This window comes from Phytoactinopolyspora limicola (assembly GCF_011320225.1).
Taxonomy (GTDB): Bacteria; Actinomycetota; Actinomycetes; order Jiangellales; family Jiangellaceae; genus Phytoactinopolyspora; species Phytoactinopolyspora limicola.
Genome location: NZ_JAAOEN010000001.1, coordinates 970,516 through 988,469 on the forward strand (window position 1 = coordinate 970,516; position 17,954 = coordinate 988,469).

Sequence of the window (17,954 nt, forward strand, 5' to 3'; positions counted from 1 at the left end):
ACAGGCGGGTGCCGACCTGTCACGGTCGATCCCGTCGGATCGTCGTGACGATTTCATACCGGTCCGCCCGGTAGTACGACTCCGCCACATAGAGCGGTGTCGCATGTTCGTCCCGGAAGACATGGACCACCCGCAACGCGGGTGAACCAACCGGGACTTGCAAGAGTCTGGCCACGTGGGACGGTAGGGCGATGGCTGAGGTGCGCCGGGTAGCGATGACGGGCGCGGTTCCGATGTTCCGCAGTGCGCCGTGCAGCGACGATTCGTAGTCCTGGGCCTTGAGCTGGGCGGCGAGCGCCCCGGGCAGGTGCACGGTTTCGTGACAGATCGCTTCGTCGCCACCGAACCGCAGCCGCTGTGCCCGTACCATCCGGGTGCCGGGGGGAAGGCCGAGCTCACCGGTGACGTCGAGTGCTGCTTCGACTTCCTCGAGGGCCACCAGGCGGGTGGAGGGAACCACGCCTCGTGTCTTCATGTCCTCGGTGAACGACGTCAGGTTCTGATCCTTGGCGACGATCAGGTGTTGCACGAACGTTCCTCGGCCGCGTAACCGCGTGACCACCATGAGCTCGCCGAGACGCTGGAGGGCGTGCCGGACTGTCATCCGGCTCACGCCGAACTCGGCGGCCAACTCCTTCTCGGTTGGAAGCTGGGTGCCCGAGGGTAGTGCACGGTAGCGGTCGGCGAGTTCGGCGGCGATCGCTAGATACTTGGGCGCCGGACTCTCCGTGTCGCCGGTCGCCAGGGTGTCCTGGTCCGATCCGGCGGAGTTGTCGCCCGGGGTCGCCGTCGTCACGGCACCCTGCCTCGCAGGTACTCGTCGGCGAGCACCTCGTAGAGGTCGACTGCCTGGGACAGCTGGTCAACGCCGACCCGCTCGTTGGGGCCGTGCGCCACACTCAACCAGCCAGGTCCCAGGCTGGTCACGGTGGGGATCCCGGCATCGCGCATGAAGTAGGAGGCGTCGGTACCTCCGGGATAGCCGCGCACCGGGAGTTCGCGGCCGAGTACCCGGCCGGCGGCACGTTGGCTGGCAGCCACGATTTCGTGCCCGGGATCAAGTTCTACGGCCGGCATCCAGCCGAGGGATCCCGGTCGGTAACGCACGTCCACCCGCGCGGCGCCTCCCACCGTCTGCTTCACCAAACCCTCGATCTCGGCACGGACAGTATCGCGGTCCATGCCAGGGGCAAGCCGCAGCTCTACTCCCACGGTGCAGAGCCCCGGCCAGGTGCCGAATGCTACCCCGCCCTCGATCAACATCCCAGGGTTCACGGTGACCTCGCACGGCACCCGCCCCGGTTCGGACACCGTTGGCTGGAACGACTCGAATGCGTGGAGCACGTCGGCGGCGACCAGGATGGCATTGCGGCCCAGCGCTGGTGACAACCCGCTGTGGCCTTGGGTGGTCCAGATGTCGATCTCGAAGCAGCAGATGCCGCGGGAGACCAGATGTATCGCTTCCCAGGGTTCGCTGATCCCGCTCGGCTCGCAGATCACCATAGCGTCGATCTCCGGCAGGCTCGTGCCGGTGGTGAGTGCCTGCGCGCCCGCGGCGGATCCCTGCTCTTCGTCGGCGGTCAGGACCAGAGAGAGGCTGCCGGAGGGGCCGCTCTCCGCGAAGCGGCGCAGCGCCAGCAGCATCGCGGCGACGGCACCCTTCATGTCCGACGAACCCAGGCCGTAGGCGTCCCCGTCGACGACGGTGAGCTCGAACGGGTCGGTGCGCCACTGCTCGCGGGTATCCCCGACCGGTTTGGTGTCGACATGCCCCGACAAGGCGAGATGCCGACCAGGACCACGGTCCACGGTGACGATGAGATTCGGGCGGCCGCTGACTGGCTCGACGACCCGGGCCGGCAGCCCGAACGTGGCGCAGAGGTCACCAAGATGTGCCACGATCTCCCGCTCCCCGACCCCCGGGTTCTGAGAATCGATGGCGACCAGGGTGTGGGTGAGCTCCAGGACGTCCAAGATCGCGACTCCATGTAGTTCTAGATGAGTGGGACTAAGTGGACTAGGACTAGACAATAGGCTCCCCAGGTCTAGTTTGGCTAGACAACCATCAAGTGTGTCCCACGTGCGGAGTAGCTATTCACGGTGCGCATTGTTGAGCCTCTGAGCTGTGCTTTTGCTGAACCAGCCGCAGAGGCCGATGAGATCATCAATTCGTAGGCTGTTGACTTCGTCACGTTCCGTGTTGCTGGGATAGAGCTAACAATCTGTTGACTATGGCTAGACCATGTGTTTGGGTTTCGGAAGTCCGCTGAACCCGTGAGAAAGCTCTAGGAGGATCAATGCGCACGTCTCGGAACCACCACCGGACGCGGTTATTCGTGGTTGCTGGCGCTCTGGCCGCACTCGTGGCCGTGCCGGCCTGTGGCGGCTCCGATGACGACGGCTCCGGCGACGGCGGCGAGTCCTACTCCTGGCGGCTGGGCTTCAACACCAACGAGAGCTCGGTGCGTGGCGCCGCCGCCGAGAAGTTCAAAGAGGTCGTGGAGGAGGAGAGCGGCGGCCGCATCTCCGTCGAGATCTTCCCCGCGGAGGCACTGGGCAGTGAACAGGAGATGCTCAACGGCATCAAGACCGGCAGCCTAGACCTGCAGATGGCCGGCGGCGGCAGCATGCAGAACATCGTGCCCGAGTACGGGATCATGACGCTGCCGTTTGTGGTGGAGAGCTTCGACGAGGCGTACGCCCTTCTCGACGGCCCCGTCGGGGAGGAGTGGAAAGAGCTGGCCGAGGAGCAGGGCTACAAGGTGCTCTCGTACCACGACCTCGGTTTCGCCCAGGTCACCAACAACGTTCGGGCGATCCATACACCCGAGGACTTCCAGGGCGTCGCTATGCGTAGCCCCGAGGAACCGACCTCCATCGCCACATTCGAGGCGCTGGGCGCCAATGTCAGCACGCTGCCGTTCACCGAGGTGTATCCGGCGCTGCAACAGGGCGTCGTCGACGGCCAGTTCAACCCGTTGGACGCCATCTACGAGACGAACTTCCACGAGGTCCAGGACTACCTGACCCTGCTCAACATCTTCTACTACCACGTCAACTTCATCATGAACCCCGACGTCTGGGACGATCTCGATGCCGAACTCCAGGACATCGTCCAGAACGCGGCTGACGAGGCTCAGGCGGTGTCGCGGGAACTGACCCAGAACAACCACGAGGACATGCTCGACACGCTAAGCCCGGAGTTCGACGAGATCGTCGAGGATGCCGACCTGGAAGCGTTCCGGGCCGCCGTCGAGCCGGCCCTCAGTAAATTCGAGCAGATCGTCGCCCCGGAGAAGATCCAAGAGGCGCGCGACTTCGTCGAAGACTACCGGGCCGGGAACGAATAACGCCCTGCTCGGAACCCTGAGCCGGATACCCCTTCGCGGCGCTGCTGCGCCGGACGTGAAGCGAGTGTTCTATGGAATCGTTGCTGCGCCTGGTCGACCGGATCGTCGAAGTGTTCGCCACGATCGCCGGTCTGCTGATGGTGGCCCTCACGTGCGTCGTGACCGCCGCGGTCGTGAGCCGTTATGCCTTCGACCTGCCGATCCGGTCGACGACGGAGATGTCCGGCCTGATCTTCGCCTGGCTGGTCTTCCTGGCCGCGATCGCGGTGACTCATCGGCAGGACAACATCGCGGTGACGTACTTCCGCTCCAAACTGCCGGCACTGGCCGAACGGCTGGTCGAGGCGGCGATGAAGGTGCTGATGCTGGTCTTCGCCGGCTTTTTGGCGTACTCGAGCTTGCAACTCACAACTGCCCTGGCCGACCAGAGGCTGCCCGCCCTGCAGATCTCGACCAGCTGGCTGAACGGATCGGTGGCCGTGGCGTTCGTCGGCATCTGCGGGGTGTTACTGGTGCAGATCGTCGTTGATCTGTTCTTCCCTCACCTGCGTAAATCTACGGATGACAGTGAACTCGCCCAGCGTGCCGAGGGCGCCGTCGGAGGTGTCGAATGATCTGGATCATGATCGCCACCTTCTTCGTACTCATCGCCCTGGGTATGCCGGTGGCCTTCGCCATGGGGTCCTCCGCCCTGCTCTACATCCTGGTGGAGGGTGTGCCCCTGGAGATCGTGGCGCAGCGCTTTCTCTCTAACACGCAGTCGTTCGCGTTCCTCGCCGTACCGTTCTTCATCTTCATGGGCAATTTGATGGTCGAGGGGCGAATAGCCCAACGGATCATCGATGTGATCCATGCCGGCGTCCGCCGACTACCCGGAGGCCTCGGCTGCGTCTCGGTGGTGACCAGCATGGGGATGGCCGGTGTGTCGGGTTCGTCGGTCGCGGACGCGTCGTCAGTGGGTAGCGTGCTGATCCCGGAGATGAAGCGCAAGGGTTACAGCGCGTCCTTCGCGGCCGCTATCAACGCGTCGAGCTCGGTGGTGGGGATCATCATCCCGCCGAGCAGCACGATGATCATTATCGCCTGGCTGGCCGACCTATCGGTAGCCGACATGTTCCTGGCCGGGATCATCCCCGGGATCCTGATCGGGCTGGCCTACTTGGCGCTGACCATCGTGATCTCGCTGCGCCGTGGGTATCCCCGTGGGGACCGCCCGACGTTCAAGGAGTTCATCGTTGGTGCGCGGCGCGCGTTCTGGGCGCTACTGCTGCCGATCGTGCTGATCTACGTGATCGTCGCCGGCGTTGCCACTCCCACGGAAGCCGCGGCCATCGCGGCGGTGTACGCGTTCCTGGTGTCTTTCGTCATCTACCGGACGCTGAGTCTGCGCGGTTTGGTGCGGGCCGTGAAGGGGGCGGCGTACGGCACCACGGTGATCATGCTCATCGTCTGCACCTCGACGATCTTCAGTTATGTCCTGATCAGCGAGCGGGTTCCACAGCTGATCTCCGACGCGCTGCTGGGAATGGGGCTACCCGACTGGGGCATCAAGGTCGCTCTGGTGCTGATCCTGCTGGTGGCCGGTGCGGTGATGGATCTGGTGCCGAACCTGTTCATCTTCATCCCGATCTTCTTCCCGATCGCCCTCGAACTCGGGATGGATCCGGTGCACTTCGGCATCGTCATGCTGTGCACCCTGGCGCTCGGGCTCTTCACCCCGCCGATCGGCACCACGTTGTTCATCTCCTGCCATCTGGCGAAGATCCGGATGGAACAGGTCACCAAGGATCTGGTGCCGTACTTCGCGGTGGGCGCGGTGGTCGTGCTCCTGCTCATGTTCGTTCCGGCGCTGACCATGTGGATACCCGAGCTGATCAATGGATGACCCCATCCGGCGGGCCCAGCGGGCCTTCTCCACGACAGCCGCGGGTTATCTGAACACACCTTCCATGGGGATCCCCCCGAAGGGTGTGGTGGCCGCGATCGAGCAGGCGCTGAGCTCGTGGTCGGCGGCCACGGCCAGGTTCGAGGATTGGGACGCGACGTACGAGCACTGCCGGGCGTTGATCGCATCGGAGGTGGGGGCCGCCGAGCAGAACGTGGCGTTGATTCCCTCGGTGGTCCCGGCGGTGTCCTATGTGAGTGCCCAGCTGGCTCGGCGAGGTGGCGTCCTGCTGGCCCATCGCAGTGAGTTCCGCTCCCTGCTGCTGCCGGCGATGCAGGCGTACGGCGAGGATCGGGTTCGCTGGGTTGACGGCCCGTACGGCGCGGCGACCTTCACCGACGCCCTGGAGCGCGATGTCTCCGCCGTGGTCGCATCCACCGTCAGTTCCCACGACGGCTCGCGGATCGACCTGCCCGCGTTGCTGCGTGCCTGTGATGACGTCGGCGCTGAGCTGATCGTGGATGCGACCCAATCCCTCGGCGTGATCGCGCTCGACGTCCCCGTTGACCGACCCGCCGCGATGGTGGCGGCGGGATACAAGGGTCTGCTCGCACCACGAGGTACGGGTTATGGCATCATCCGGCCGGACCTGACCGACGATGTTCCGATGCAGCCCAGCCCGTATGGAATGGCGGATACGGCCGCCATCGGCTCCTACGGGCCGCCGCTGCTTCCGTTCAGCGGAGCGGCCCGGCTCGATCAATCTCCGGCGTGGTTGAGCTGGATCGGCGCGCGGGCCGGCCTCGAATTCCTCGGTGGCGTTCCCGTCGCGGCCCGGGAGGAGCACGCTCTCCGGCTGGCCGGGAGGCTTCGGGCGCGGCTCGCGGATGCCGGTCTGCCGGTCGTCGAAGGAGATCTGCCGAGCCCTGTCGTCAGCGTGGCCGTCGACACACCCGACGATGTCCTTGCCCGCTTGGATCGAGCAGGCGTACGCGCCTCGGTCCGGCGGGGCAGGTTGCGGATGGGGTTTCATCTGTACGTCGCGGAGGAGACCGTGGATACGGCGTTCGAGGTCCTTGTCCAGCCCGACCGCTGAAACTTGGCCCGCTCGGATGGGCGGCTTCCTGTGTTGTCCCTCGGTCATAGGTGCCTGACCTGCAGAATCAGCGGGTGTTAAGGGCGGTCCGGGTCGATTCGCGGCACGGGTTTAGTGGCCTGGAGAGAGCGACGCGTGGCGCGACTACCGTCATCGCCCGGTGTAAACACGAGTCTTGACACATCGACATCGCTGCGCCACGATGTCGTATCTGTTAAGAAACCTTCTTGAATAAGTATTCTCCTGGGAAGGCGTCGCCGCCTTCGCCGGGTCTTGATAGTCCGAATAAGAGATGAGAAGTCTCCCCGCTACGAGGTCCGGCTTCGCTGGCCGCTCGGCCGACTGCCCGGATCGCCGCAGTTCAGAACCAAGCCGGCCAGTGAGGACCCGCCATGAACAGACCCGCCGCTCCCACTTCTTCCAACCTGGGCCAGAACCGTCCGTTCCTGAGCAAGGCCACGACGTCGGTCGTCGTAGCCGCTGTGGCCGCGGGGGGTGTGCTGGCATCCAGCGCCCTCGTCTCGGCAGCGCAGGGGTCCGCCGACCCCAGCAGCGACACATCCGTCCACGTCAACGCGAACGGCGGGGCGTACACCGACACCGGCGGGCTGGTCTGGTCAGCTGATCAACCGCACTCCCCTGGAGGCTGGGGACACGGCCTCGTCTTCGGCTCGGGAACTATGTCGTCGCCGGTCTCCGGTACCAACGACGACGCGTTGTACCAGAGCTACAACCTGTTCGCCGCGGGCGCCGGATATACCTTCGACGTGCCCGACGGCGACTACCTGATAACGGTCAAGATGGTCGAGGATTGGGCCAACGCTCCAGGGCAACGCGTGTTCGACGTCGACGTCGACGGCAATACTGTGCTGCGCAGATTCGACATCTTCGCCGAATGCGGAGCGGCGAGGGCGTGTGACCGCTCGTTCGAGGCGTCAGCGACGGGTGGGCAGTTGTCGGTGGGGTTCACCATCAGTGGTGGGGCCAACTACGCGACGGTATCGGCGATCTCGGTGACACCCGCCGGAAACGGGGGCGGGCCGACGCCAACTCCGACGCCCACACCAACACCGACGCCGACCCCTACGCCTACTCCCACGCCTACACCCCCTGGTGACGGATTACCTGATCGGCTGCTCACCGGTTACTGGCACAACTTCAACAACAACTCCACGGTTATTCCGCTCGCGGACATACCGAGTGAATACAACCTCGTCGCCGTCGCCTTCGGCACGGAGGATCCCGTCGTCCCCGGCGGCGTCGAGTTCTCCGTTTCTCATGAGGTCTCGGACGCCCTGGGCGGCTACACCGACGCGGACCTCATCGCCGACATCCGGCACCTGCAGAACCAGGGCACCGCGGTGATCCTCTCCGTTGGTGGTGAAGCCGGGAATGTCCGCGTCGACACCCAACAACGGGCCAACAACTTCGCCGACAGTCTCCACGCGCTCATGCAGGAATACGGCTTCGACGGAGTCGACATCGACCTCGAACACGGCATCAGCCCGACCCATCTGGAATCGGCGCTGCGGCAATTGTCCAACCGGGTCGGGCCGGACCTCGTGATCGCCATGGCCCCGCAAACACTGGACATGCAGTTTCCCACCAGCAGCTACTTCCGCCTCGCGTTGAGCATCAGCGACATCCTGACCGTGGTGAACACCCAGTACTACAACTCGGGCACGATGAACGGCTGCGACGGCAACGTCTATGCACAGGGCAGTGTGGAGTTCATCGCGGCGCTCGCCTGCCTCCAACTCGAGAATGGGTTGGCACCCGAACAGGTTGGTCTGGGGCTACCAGCCACGCGATCCGCAGCCGGCGGGGGGTACGTGAATCCCGCGGTGGTCAACGCAGCACTTGACTGCCTCGAATCCGGCATCAGGTGTGGACGATTCACGCCGCCCACCACCTATCCCGGCATCCGTGGTGCGATGACCTGGTCGATCAACTGGGATGCCACCAACGGCTACAACTTCGCCAACACCGTCTGGCCACATCTGGACACGCTGTCGATCCCGGAATGAACAGCGACGAGAACGGTAGCCCCACACCCGTGATCGTTGGCTTTTGACTACCGGATCCGGTAGTCAAAAGCCAACGATCACGGGAACGGGGTGGGTGCCCCCGGCAGGATTCGAACCTGCGGCACTCCGCTTAGGAGGCGGATGCTCTATCCCCTGAGCTACGGGGGCCGTTGGTCGCCCGACGGCCGGGAAGGCCCGCCGTCGGCGCGCTCGTACAGGGTACTAGTCCTGGGACGGACCAGTCGCATCGGCGATCACATCGATACGAGTGGGCCGGTCAGCTGGCCCTGTGCGGCTGTGCTGAATGTTCGTCACTGGCTTAGTCGAGGACGCCGCATTCGGCGCCCAACTCGACCAAGCCGTTCACGAAAGTACTGGTCAACTGGGACGCGTCGGCGCGATCGTCGGCGGATCCAGCGTCGTCGGCCTCAATGGCGTTCCATGCGTCTCGGGCGGGAGCACCCAGCGCGATGATCGGCTCGACCGCGTTCTGGTCGGCGGTATCGGCCAGCGGCGAGAGGTCGTTGATCCTCGCGTCGAGCGACTGGACGCCGGCGGCGACTCGGACGACGTTGTCGCTGTCGACCCGAGTGTCGTCGCCTTGGGTGAGGACGGGGTGTTCCTCGGCGACGGTGTGGCAGGCCGCGCTGGCCTCCTCTACCCAGACGCTCATCGTCACCGGCGCGTTCTCGTCCGCCTCGGAGCCGGGACCCGTCAGCATGGTGTAACCGAAATAGGTGGCGGCGATGACGAGGAGCAGCGTCGCGGTCATCGTCACGACGACTCGCTTGCCCGACGGTCGTGGAGTCGGCGCTGTGCTGACTTCCTCGAGTAGTTTCACCAAGACTCCTCACAGACTGCGAAGGTCCGGCACCGAAGGACGCCGGAGTAGTGATACCCCGTCACGCCGCGCCACTCTAGCCTGTCCGTCGCCTATGTCCAGTGCCCCGGTGGTCATGGCCGTGTCGCAGGGCGGACGGGTGGACGGGGGGACGGATCCGATCCGGACCGAAGTTCACGTCGAAGGCTACGCCGGTCGGCATCGGGTTTGCCAGGACATGACCGTCCCTTCCCCATGGCCTGACCCCGGGGTGCGCCGAGGGGACGGGAAAGTCCTGATGATCACCGGTTTCGTCGGCCTCCCCGGCTTGTCTGCGTGGCTCCCGCGAGTCTCTGAACTACTCTCGACGGAGTGAGCGCGAGTCAGAGCGAAGGTGTCGTCGAGGTGGTGCAGCGGTGGAAGGACGAGCTTGCCGCCCTCGGTGGGCGCGACCCGCTGCTTTCGTTCCGGGATCTCAAGGTCGGCACGCTCGATCTTGCCGCCGCTGATCCGGAAGCGCGCCGCCTCTTGATGGAGGGTGACCAGGTCGCGCTGTCCAAGCTGTTTCCTCACGAGCCGCTGCGCAGCTCCGCGCTGCGCTCGATCCGCGCGATCCGGGACAAGGCTCGGGAGCTGGCCGAAGAACGCGGCATCGGCGCGTGCCTGCTCGCCATCGGCGTCGCCACCTGGTCGAACCCGTTCGTCGCTCACCGGCCCACCGCTCCCGTACTGTTGCGGCAGGCCACGGTGGTCGCCCGCGACCCCGCGGAGACCGACTTCGTCATTAGTGTCGCCGACGAGTCCATCGTCAACCCGGTGCTGTTGCATGCCCTGGACGCCCAGCTCGGTCTGCGCTTCCAGGCCGACGACCTCCGCGATCACTCGGGGCACCTGAAGTATCCGACAGTGGTCGAGCGGCTACGTGAGTTCGCGCCGGCGCACGTCGTCGACGGTTTCTCCATCGCGCATCGAGCCGTGCTCGCCACCTTCGCCACCGCGCCGCTTCTGCTCAGCCGAGACATCGAAGACCTCAGCGCGGAGCTTGGGCAGCATGACGTCGTGGCAGCGCTGGCCGGCGACGAGAAAGCCGGAGCCCGCCTCGGCGCGACGCTCACCACCGACCAGCCGCGCTACCTCGCCTTCGACACCGATATACACCAGCGCGAGGTGATCTCGGCCGTAGCCGGTGGTGGGCACCTTCTGGTCGACGCCCCGCCCGGCAGCGGGCGCACACAGGTCGTGGCCGGGATGGTCGCCGAACTCGTCGGCCGCGGTCAGAAGGTCCTGATCGTTGGGCAGAAGCGGGCCGCCCTCGGCGATATCGCCACCCGGCTTGCGGCCGCTGGCTTGGACGACGTGCTCCTCGACGCCGGCGTAACGTCGTCGACCGAGGCGGTCCGCCACGTCACCGAGACCGCACGTGAGCTACGCGAGGCGCTCGACCAGGACGCTATCGAACCTGGTCACCCGCCACCGGGCGCTCCCGACGCCGGCCAGTTGGCCGCAGAACTCGACGCTTACCGCGACGCCATGCACCGCAACCGGCAGCCGGGTGGCATCAGCGCCTACCAGGCGCTGGTCCGTACCGCTACCGCGCCTCAGCGTGCACGCACGTCGGTGCGGATCCCAACCGGGGCCATCCAGGGTGAGACTGGCCTCGCCGACGTCACGTCAGCTCTGCTCGAATACGCCCAGCTGGAAGGGTTGACCCTCACCGAAGACGGCTCGCCCTGGTATGGCTCGGACATCCCAAGTGCCGACACCGCCGACTCACTCGGAATGACGGTGGTCGGGCTGCGCGACACCCACCTGGGCCAGCTGCGCGACCTGGCTACGCGCGCGGCGGTCGAGGTGGGGCTGACCGGGCCGAATTCAGTCGAAGAATGCGCCGACGTGGTCGACCTGCTCCTGTCCGTCGAGCGCACACTCAAGATATTCGGCCCCGGGATCTGGTCGGAGCCCCTGGCTGACCTCGCCGCGGCCACCGGTACCCGCACGGGCACATCGGAGGGCGCCGGCCGCCCCGGGTTCCTGGCTCGCCGGCGGCTCCGCCGACGTGCCGCTGAGCTGTCCGGTCGGTACGGCCGGCAGCACCGGGAGTCCGTACACGCCGCCTTGGTCGAGGCGTCCGATCAGCTCACCCGCTGGAAGAAATGGTCCCGCGACGGCCGGCCTCCGCGCACCGGCGAGTATCTGCCCCGTGCGGCCGAAGCGGTCACCACGGTCCGTCGCCGCCTTGGGGTACTGGCTGCGGCGAACCCGCGTACCCAGGGCTTGGAAGGACTACCATTCGTCGAGGTCGGCCGACGCTTGGCCGCCCTGGCCGCGGACGAGCGGCATCTCCGGGCGATGCCCCGATTGCTCAAACTAGAAGCCAAACTGTCCGCGGCTGGTCTCGACGAGCTGCTGGCCGACTTGCGGCGGCGAAAGACCCGCCCCGACGGTGTCGAGCAGGTGCTGGAATATGCGTGGCTCGCATCGCTACTCGACGAGTGGAAGGCCACCGACGCCGCGTTGAGCCGCTTCGACGACGCCGCGCACCGGCGTGCCATCGAGGAGTTCCGTGGCGCCGACGTCGCCGACGTGTTGGCGGCAGCGACGCGGGTCCGCAGCGCACGAGCGGAACGTTTCGCCGCGGTCTGCGAAGACTACGAAGGGCAGGCCGAGGTTCTGGCCGGTGCCGTCGGCGGTGCCCTGGACGCGGCATCCGCACCGAAGACCTTGCTCGAGACCGCGCCGGATGTCGCCCTGGCCGCGGTGCCGTGCTGGATGATGTCGCCATTGGACGTGGCCCGGATCCTGCCACCCCGCCCGCTGTTCGACGTGGTGATCATCGAGGACGCCGCCCGGCTGACCGTGGCCCAGGCGGTCCCGGCGATCGCCCGGGGCAGCCGCGTCGTGGTGATCGCCGACGACGACGTAGCACTGCCCGCGTTTACCACGGCGTTCGAGCCGGCGCCGGATCCGGACGAGTTGGAAGGACCGTGGGCCGGAGACCCGCCGGCGTCAGTGGCCGAGGTCCTACGGCCGGTGCTGCCAACCCGCCACCTCCACGGACAACACCGGTTCCGCGACGACCGCCTGGTGGGCTTCGCCGTCCAGGCAGGTTACGCCAACCGGCTCGTGACCGTCCCCGGCGCCGGGGGCAACGAGCGGGTCCTCCTCGACCTGGTGGACGCGCCGGCCGGCGGCGACGACCCCGTCGACAGCTCGTCCGCGGAGGTCAAGCGCGTCGTCGAACTGGTGCTGCAGCACCTGCGCAACCGCCCGCACGAGAGCCTGGGGATCGTCACTCTGGGGCCGCGGCATGCCGAGCGGCTCGACGCGGCGCTGCGGCGCAGCCTGGTCCGCGCGCCAGACGTCGCTCCGCTACTGCGTGAAGACCGTGCTGAGCCGTTCTTCGTCAAGGACGTCGAACGTGCGGCCGGCGACGTCCGAGACGCCATCATCCTCAGCCTCGGCTACGGACGGTCGGTGGACGGCCGTATCCTCTACCGCTTCGGTGCGCTGGGCCGGCCCGGTGGAGAACGCCGGTTGGTCTCAGCGTCCACTCGAGCGCGGGAACGCCTGACCGTAGTGTCGACGTTCGGCGCTGACGACCTCAGCCCGCGCCGGCTCACCACTCCGGGTGCGCAGGCGCTCGGCGAGTTCTTGACGTACGTCGAAAGCGGCGCCCGGGTCGTCCCGGACGGGCCGGCGCCATCGGCGGATGCTTTGGCCGAGGCGATCGCCCATCGCCTACGGCAGGCCGGTGCAGTGGTCGAGGTCGGCTACGGCGGGCCGGGCGGTGTGGCAGTCGCGGCCCGGCACCCCACCCGCCAAGACCGGTATGTGCTGGCCGTCGAGACCGATTCGCCAGGAGGAGCGGCCGCCCGGCCGGCGCGGGAACGTGAGCGGATCCGGCCAGCTCAGCTCGAGCGGCTGGGGTGGAGCGTGCACCGGGTATGGGCGGCGGCGTGGTCGGCCGATCCGGAGAACGAGGGAAAGCGGTTGGTCCGAGCGTACGAAGACGCGGTTGCGGCAGCGGACGCCTATGACTGGGCGGTGGCGGCGGCCGAGGCTGACGTCGTGGCCGGGATGCCGGAGGAAGCCGAACTGGAACCGACTGCCGCAGTGGTGCCGCCCAACACTGGAGAGGCAACCCACGAGGCTGACGTGAACAGCGGTGCTGCCGGCGACGGTGAGCTTGTCGCCGGTTCAGCCTCCGGCGGGTCCGACGTCGTCGGCGGCGAGGTCGTCGGCGGCGAGGTCGACGGCGGCGAGGTCGACGGTGAGCCGGCCGACGGTCTATCGGATGCGGCCGGCCTCACGGCTACGGGTCCGCGACGTGTAGGTGCACGGCCGTCCATAGGTGCGGGTCGCGAGCTTTCCGACTACACCTGTCGGGAGCTTTCCGGGCTGGCCCGTTGGGTCGAGTCGGACGGACTGAACCGGCGTGAAGACCACGTCGTCGACCTCGTCGCCGTGGAGCTGGGTCTGTCGATGGACGACCCCCGAACCCGCGACGTCCTGCGGCACGCCGTGCGGGTGTCGCGGGCCGGATATCCGCCGGCTCCATCAACCGCTTGAGTTCCGCCCGTCCGGCCGTGGAGGGTCACCCTCGGTGATCGTTGCTGCTTTCGCGTCGCTCCCCGCCGTTCGTCGAACCCAAAACTGGCGCTAGAGCGACCGGAAACCGGCGACGATCACCGGGAGGTGGCGATGCGATACCGGACGATCTGATCTTGGTTTGGCGCGGTTCGTCTGCTTGTATATGTGTCCACGGTATTTGTGAAGCCCCGCAGGAACAGGACGTCTCACCATGTCGTTAGACCCATCCCGCCCGGACATCGACGTATCCGTCGCCCACTCGGCCCGCGTCTACGACTACTGGCTCGGCGGCAAAGACAACTTTCCAGCCGATCGGGCCCTCGGCGAGGCGATGATCGAGGTGATCCCGACTCTGCCGGCTATGGCCCGCGCCAACCGGGCGTTCCTCGGCCGCGCTGTGCACTACCTGACGGCCGAGGCCGGCGTCCGCCAGTTCCTCGACATCGGCACCGGCATTCCCACCGCCGGTAACGTTCACGAGGTGGCCCAGAAGGTCGCACCCGACTGCCGGATCCTTTACGTCGATCACGACCCCCTGGTGCTGACCCACGCTCGAGCCCTGATGACGAGCACACCGGAGGGCCGGACCGAATTCATCCTGGGCGACCTGCGCGAGCCCGAAGCCATCCTGGAGCATCCGGCGCTGGCGAAGACCCTCGACTTGAGCCAGCCGGTGGGCCTGATCATGGTGGCTATCCTCATGTACTTCACCGACGCCGAGCAGCCCCAGCGGTGGGTGTCGACTCTGCTGGACGCGCTACCGTCCGGGAGCTACCTGGCCATCACCCATCCGAGCGCCGACTTCGACCGCGCGGCGTTCGACGCCGCGGCGGCCGCCGCCGGGCAGGCTGGCATCACCCTCGCCAGCCGCAGCAAGGTGGATATCGAAGGGTCGCTCTTCGCCGGACTCGACGTCGTCGACCCAGGTGTCGTGCCGGTGCTGGGGTGGCGTCCGGACGGGGAACCGCCGGCCGACCCGAACGCCGCATACTACTGGGCTGGGATCGCCCGCAAGCCGTGACGCCGGTGTGCGGCGCAGCTTCGCCCTTCGAGAACGTCCGCCGCCAGGTGTAGCCGCCCCTCACCGCGCATCCCCGGATCGGGTTGCCCGACTGTAGCGTTCTGCCAGCGTACGGACGTGGTCGATCAGCTCGGGTGGTTCGAGGACCTCGAAGTCGACACCGGCCATCCCGATGTGCACGGCGAGTTCGTCGAGGGAATCGTTGCCGCTGCGCAGTAGGCAGGTCGACGCGTCGATCTCTTCCAGTGTCCCGACGGCGGCCGGCAGCCGAGCCCGCATCTGCTCGACCGATGCATGTAGGCGGAACGTGGCTTGATATCGGCGGGGTGCGACGGACACCTGCCGCGCGACGTAGGCGGCTAGATCGTCGTCGGGAAGGTCACGAGGCATGAACCGAGCGCTGACGGGATGGCAGCTGGTGATCCGGTCGACCCGGAACGTGCGCCAGTCGGCGCGGGCCAGGTCCCAAGCGACGAGGTACCAACGACGGCCCCACCGAACCAACCGATATGGCTCCACCGACCGGCTGGTCGCCTCCCCGCCGTGGCTCTGGTAACCGAATCGGAGCCGCTCGTGGTCCCGGCAGGCGAGTGAGATGGCGGCCAGGACCTCCGCGTTCACCACCGGGGCGGGCTGGTCGTATGGGACTGCGACGGTCTGACTCTGCAGCGCGTTCACTCGACGGCGCAGCCGCGACGGCAGCACCTGCTCGAGTTTGGCCAACGCCCGTACCGACGTCTCCTCGATGCCGTCGACCGCGCCGCCGGCCGCCGTGCGCAGCCCGATAGCCACCGCGACAGCCTCTTCGTCGTCGAGAAGCAGCGGGGGCAGGTCGGCGCCGGCCCCGAGGTGGTACCCACCGGACGCTCCGGGGGCGGCGTTCACCGGATAGCCGAGCGAGCGCAGCTTCTCCACGTCGTTGCGGATGGTGCGGGCACTCACGCCCAGCCGGGTAGCCAGTTGCGAACCGGTCCACTCCCGCCGGGCCTGTAAGAGTGACAGCAACCGGAGTAGCCGAGCCGATGTTTCCAACATTCTTCAAGAATGCCAGCTATTGCGGAAAGAACCTTGCCGCAATGGCTTCTACCGTTCTTCACATGACGAACTCCACGGCTACTCCCCAGCACATCACCGCCTCCGCGCAGATCCACCCCTTCACCATCAACATCCCGCAGGACGAACTCGACGACCTCCAGAGCCGGCTGGTCCGCACCCGCCTCACCCAGGAACTCCCCGATGCCGGCTGGGACTACGGTGTCCCGGTCGAGTTCGTGCGCCGGCTGGTGGACTACTGGAAGGACGGATACAACTGGCGCGAGTGGGAAGCCACGTTGAACTCCTACCCGCAGTTCACCACCGAGATCGACGGCCAGAACGTGCACTTCCTCCACGTCCGGTCTCCCGAGCCGGACGCCTTCCCGCTGATCCTCACCCACGGCTGGCCGGGTTCCATCGTCGAGTTCCTCGACGTCATCGGACCGCTCACCGACCCGCGGGCACACGGTGGCGACCCGTCTATGGCGTTCCACCTAGTCATCCCATCAATCCCGGGTTTCGCATTCTCCGGGCCGACGACGGAAAAGGGATGGGGCCGTAGCCGGATCGCCGCGGCGTGGGCGGAGCTGATGCACCGTCTCGGCTACGAGCGCTACGGAGCCCACGGCAATGACGCCGGATCGTTGATCGCCCCGGAGTTGGGTCGCGTGGCCGGGGAGAAGGTCGCCGGCGTCCACGTGACCCAGGTCTTCTCGTTCCCCACCGGAGATCCGTCCGAGTTCGAGGGGATGACCAACGACGAGATGGCCGCGATGGAGCGCCTGAAGTGGTTCTGGGAGGAGATGGGAGCGTTCAACCAGCTGCAATCCACCAAGCCGCAGAACCTGGCGCACGCCCTCGCCGATTCGCCGGCGGGGCAGCTGGCCTGGAGTGCGCAGTTGTTCGGCGCCGACGCGGTCAGCGACGACTTCATCCTGACCAACGTCATGCTGTACTGGTTGACCAACACGGGTGCGTCGGCGGCGCGGTTCTACTACGAGGATGCCCACGCCGAACACCCGACCGAACCCACCACGCGACCGCTGGGCCTGGCCGGGTTCGCCGACGACTTCACGTCGATCCGCCGCTTCGCCGACCGCGACCACACCAACGTCGTCCAGTGGAGCACTTATGACCGCGGCGGTCACTACTCCGCCCACCAGGTGCCGGAGTTGCTGGTCGACGACGTTCGGACCTTCTTCGATCTGGTGCGGTGACCAGTCGACGGAGGACAGGTTGAACGATCTTCACACCCGGCGGCCGGTGGAGCCGATCCGGTCCTACGCTGGTGGTGAAGGTTGACGGCTACAGGAGTGGGGAACGGTGAGTACACCGAGTGGATGGGAAGACGATTTCGACGTCCTCCCCGATGTCACAGAGGACGAGTCGCCCGGCGGCTGGGGCGACGACGACACGTCGAACGACCAACGGCTGCTCGACGAACGCCCACCACACTGGTAGGACGACCGCCCCTTCTCTCCTCCCTCCCGGTGATCATTGGCTTTTGACCACCGAATTCGGTAGTCAAAAGCCAATGATCACCGGGAGGGGGGCTTAGCGGCGGGCGCGCAGTTCGTCGCGGATCTCCCGCAGCAGCGCCACCTCTTCGGCGACCTCTTCGGCCTCTTCGGCTTCCTGCTGCGCCTTGAGCGCGCGGAGCTTGTTGATCGGTACGACGACGACGAAGTAGATGGCGGCGGCGACGATCAGGAAGTTGAACAGAGCGTCGAGGATCAATCCGATCGAGAACTGCGCGTTGTTGATCTCGAACGTGGCCACCTGGGTGAGGTCCGGCTCACCGAAGATGGCCGCCACGAGCGGATTGATCAGGCCGTCGACCACCGAGTTGATGACGACTGTGAAGGCTGCGCCGATGACCACCGCGACCGCCAGGTCGACGACGTTGCCGCGGCTGATGAAGTCGCGGAAGCCCTTGAGCATGGTGTGTTCCTCCGTGCAACTCGGGCCGGGTGGGCGCCGGGCGGCCCCAGGGATGGAGGCGACCAGACCCGCACGCGGCCTCAGGACGTGGTGTCGGCGACAGGTTAGCCGTGTTGTGGTCCACGCGCTCGTTGAAACCCCGTGGGTTCGGGTGTGGGCGGCTCCGCAGCGACCTCGGGGCGGCTATCC

Annotated in this window: 14 protein-coding genes and 1 tRNA gene; 9 read left to right on the forward strand and 6 right to left on the reverse strand. The window is 66.6% G+C overall.

Going from position 1 to position 17,954, the window contains the following annotated elements:
* Positions 1–19: 19 nt before the first annotated feature.
* On the reverse strand, positions 20–796 hold the full coding sequence (locus G8760_RS04745) for a GntR family transcriptional regulator (protein ID WP_166347266.1): 777 nt from the start codon (positions 794–796) through the stop codon (positions 20–22).
* Entirely contained in the window at positions 793–1,974 is a 1,182-nt protein-coding gene (locus G8760_RS04750) for a M20 family metallopeptidase (protein ID WP_166347269.1), read from the reverse strand. The genes G8760_RS04745 and G8760_RS04750 overlap by 4 nt, the downstream gene beginning before the upstream one ends.
* A gap of 323 nt (positions 1,975–2,297) precedes the next feature.
* On the opposite strand from G8760_RS04750, the gene G8760_RS04755 reads away from it, so the two are divergent.
* The 5 genes from G8760_RS04755 (at position 2,298) to G8760_RS04775 (ending at position 8,358) form a co-directional block, all read left to right on the forward strand.
* Positions 2,298–3,350, forward strand: coding sequence for a TRAP transporter substrate-binding protein (locus tag G8760_RS04755; protein WP_166347273.1), 1,053 nt, complete (start codon positions 2,298–2,300; stop codon positions 3,348–3,350).
* 71 nt (positions 3,351–3,421) lie between these two features.
* Positions 3,422–3,964, forward strand: coding sequence for a TRAP transporter small permease (locus G8760_RS04760; protein WP_166347276.1), 543 nt, complete (start codon positions 3,422–3,424; stop codon positions 3,962–3,964).
* The gene (locus G8760_RS04765) at positions 3,961–5,235 is read left to right on the forward strand and encodes a TRAP transporter large permease (RefSeq protein ID WP_166347279.1); all 1,275 of its coding nucleotides are present in this window, start codon (positions 3,961–3,963) and stop codon (positions 5,233–5,235) included. The genes G8760_RS04760 and G8760_RS04765 overlap by 4 nt, the downstream gene beginning before the upstream one ends.
* Entirely contained in the window at positions 5,228–6,331 is a 1,104-nt protein-coding gene (locus tag G8760_RS04770) for an aminotransferase class V-fold PLP-dependent enzyme (protein ID WP_166347282.1), read from the forward strand. Before G8760_RS04765 ends, G8760_RS04770 begins: the two co-directional genes overlap by 8 nt.
* A gap of 392 nt (positions 6,332–6,723) precedes the next feature.
* A complete protein-coding gene (locus G8760_RS04775) occupies positions 6,724–8,358 on the forward strand; it encodes a chitinase (RefSeq protein ID WP_166347285.1) in 1,635 nt (544 codons plus the stop codon).
* A 95-nt stretch (positions 8,359–8,453) separates the two neighbouring features.
* On the opposite strand, the gene G8760_RS04780 is transcribed toward G8760_RS04775, so the two are convergent.
* Positions 8,454–8,526, reverse strand: a tRNA-Arg gene (locus G8760_RS04780).
* 151 nt (positions 8,527–8,677) lie between these two features.
* The gene (locus G8760_RS04785) at positions 8,678–9,199 is read right to left on the reverse strand and encodes a hypothetical protein (protein ID WP_166347288.1); all 522 of its coding nucleotides are present in this window, start codon (positions 9,197–9,199) and stop codon (positions 8,678–8,680) included.
* A 351-nt stretch (positions 9,200–9,550) separates the two neighbouring features.
* Here G8760_RS04785 and G8760_RS04790 point away from each other — a divergent pair, with 351 nt between their 5' ends.
* Both G8760_RS04790 and G8760_RS04795 read left to right on the forward strand, forming a co-directional pair.
* A complete protein-coding gene (locus G8760_RS04790; protein ID WP_166347292.1) occupies positions 9,551–13,747 on the forward strand; it encodes a DUF4011 domain-containing protein in 4,197 nt (1,398 codons plus the stop codon).
* Between the two features lie 232 nt (positions 13,748–13,979).
* Entirely contained in the window at positions 13,980–14,789 is an 810-nt protein-coding gene (locus G8760_RS04795; RefSeq protein ID WP_166347295.1) for an SAM-dependent methyltransferase, read from the forward strand.
* Positions 14,790–14,849: 60 nt separating this feature from the next.
* Here G8760_RS04795 and G8760_RS04800 read toward each other — a convergent pair whose 3' ends face one another.
* The gene (locus G8760_RS04800; protein WP_166347298.1) at positions 14,850–15,824 is read right to left on the reverse strand and encodes a helix-turn-helix transcriptional regulator; all 975 of its coding nucleotides are present in this window, start codon (positions 15,822–15,824) and stop codon (positions 14,850–14,852) included.
* 62 nt (positions 15,825–15,886) lie between these two features.
* On the opposite strand from G8760_RS04800, the gene G8760_RS04805 reads away from it, so the two are divergent.
* The gene (locus G8760_RS04805; protein ID WP_207782016.1) at positions 15,887–17,041 is read left to right on the forward strand and encodes an epoxide hydrolase family protein; all 1,155 of its coding nucleotides are present in this window, start codon (positions 15,887–15,889) and stop codon (positions 17,039–17,041) included.
* A 106-nt stretch (positions 17,042–17,147) separates the two neighbouring features.
* Positions 17,148–17,285 carry a hypothetical protein gene (locus tag G8760_RS04810; RefSeq protein ID WP_166347302.1) on the forward strand — a complete coding sequence of 46 codons (138 nt, stop codon included), beginning with the start codon at positions 17,148–17,150 and terminating at the stop codon, positions 17,283–17,285.
* Between the two features lie 93 nt (positions 17,286–17,378).
* Here G8760_RS04810 and mscL read toward each other — a convergent pair whose 3' ends face one another.
* A complete protein-coding gene (gene mscL, locus G8760_RS04815; RefSeq protein WP_166347305.1) occupies positions 17,379–17,765 on the reverse strand; it encodes a large conductance mechanosensitive channel protein MscL in 387 nt (128 codons plus the stop codon).
* Positions 17,766–17,954: the final 189 nt, after the last annotated feature.

Bases quoted from the DNA above. Each gene is read 5' to 3' on its own strand.
- G8760_RS04755 (WP_166347273.1), top strand. From the start codon at position 2,298: ATGCGCACGTCTCGGAACCACCACCGGACGCGGTTATTCGTGGTTGCT.
- G8760_RS04760 (WP_166347276.1), top strand. From the start codon at position 3,422: ATGGAATCGTTGCTGCGCCTGGTCGACCGGATCGTCGAAGTGTTCGCC.
- G8760_RS04765 (WP_166347279.1), top strand. From the start codon at position 3,961: ATGATCTGGATCATGATCGCCACCTTCTTCGTACTCATCGCCCTGGGT.
- G8760_RS04770 (WP_166347282.1), top strand. From the start codon at position 5,228: ATGGATGACCCCATCCGGCGGGCCCAGCGGGCCTTCTCCACGACAGCC.
- G8760_RS04775 (WP_166347285.1), top strand. From the start codon at position 6,724: ATGAACAGACCCGCCGCTCCCACTTCTTCCAACCTGGGCCAGAACCGT.
- G8760_RS04795 (WP_166347295.1), top strand. From the start codon at position 13,980: ATGTCGTTAGACCCATCCCGCCCGGACATCGACGTATCCGTCGCCCAC.
- G8760_RS04800 (WP_166347298.1), bottom strand. From the start codon at position 15,824: ATGTTGGAAACATCGGCTCGGCTACTCCGGTTGCTGTCACTCTTACAG.
- G8760_RS04805 (WP_207782016.1), top strand. From the start codon at position 15,887: ATGACGAACTCCACGGCTACTCCCCAGCACATCACCGCCTCCGCGCAG.
- mscL (WP_166347305.1), bottom strand. From the start codon at position 17,765: ATGCTCAAGGGCTTCCGCGACTTCATCAGCCGCGGCAACGTCGTCGAC.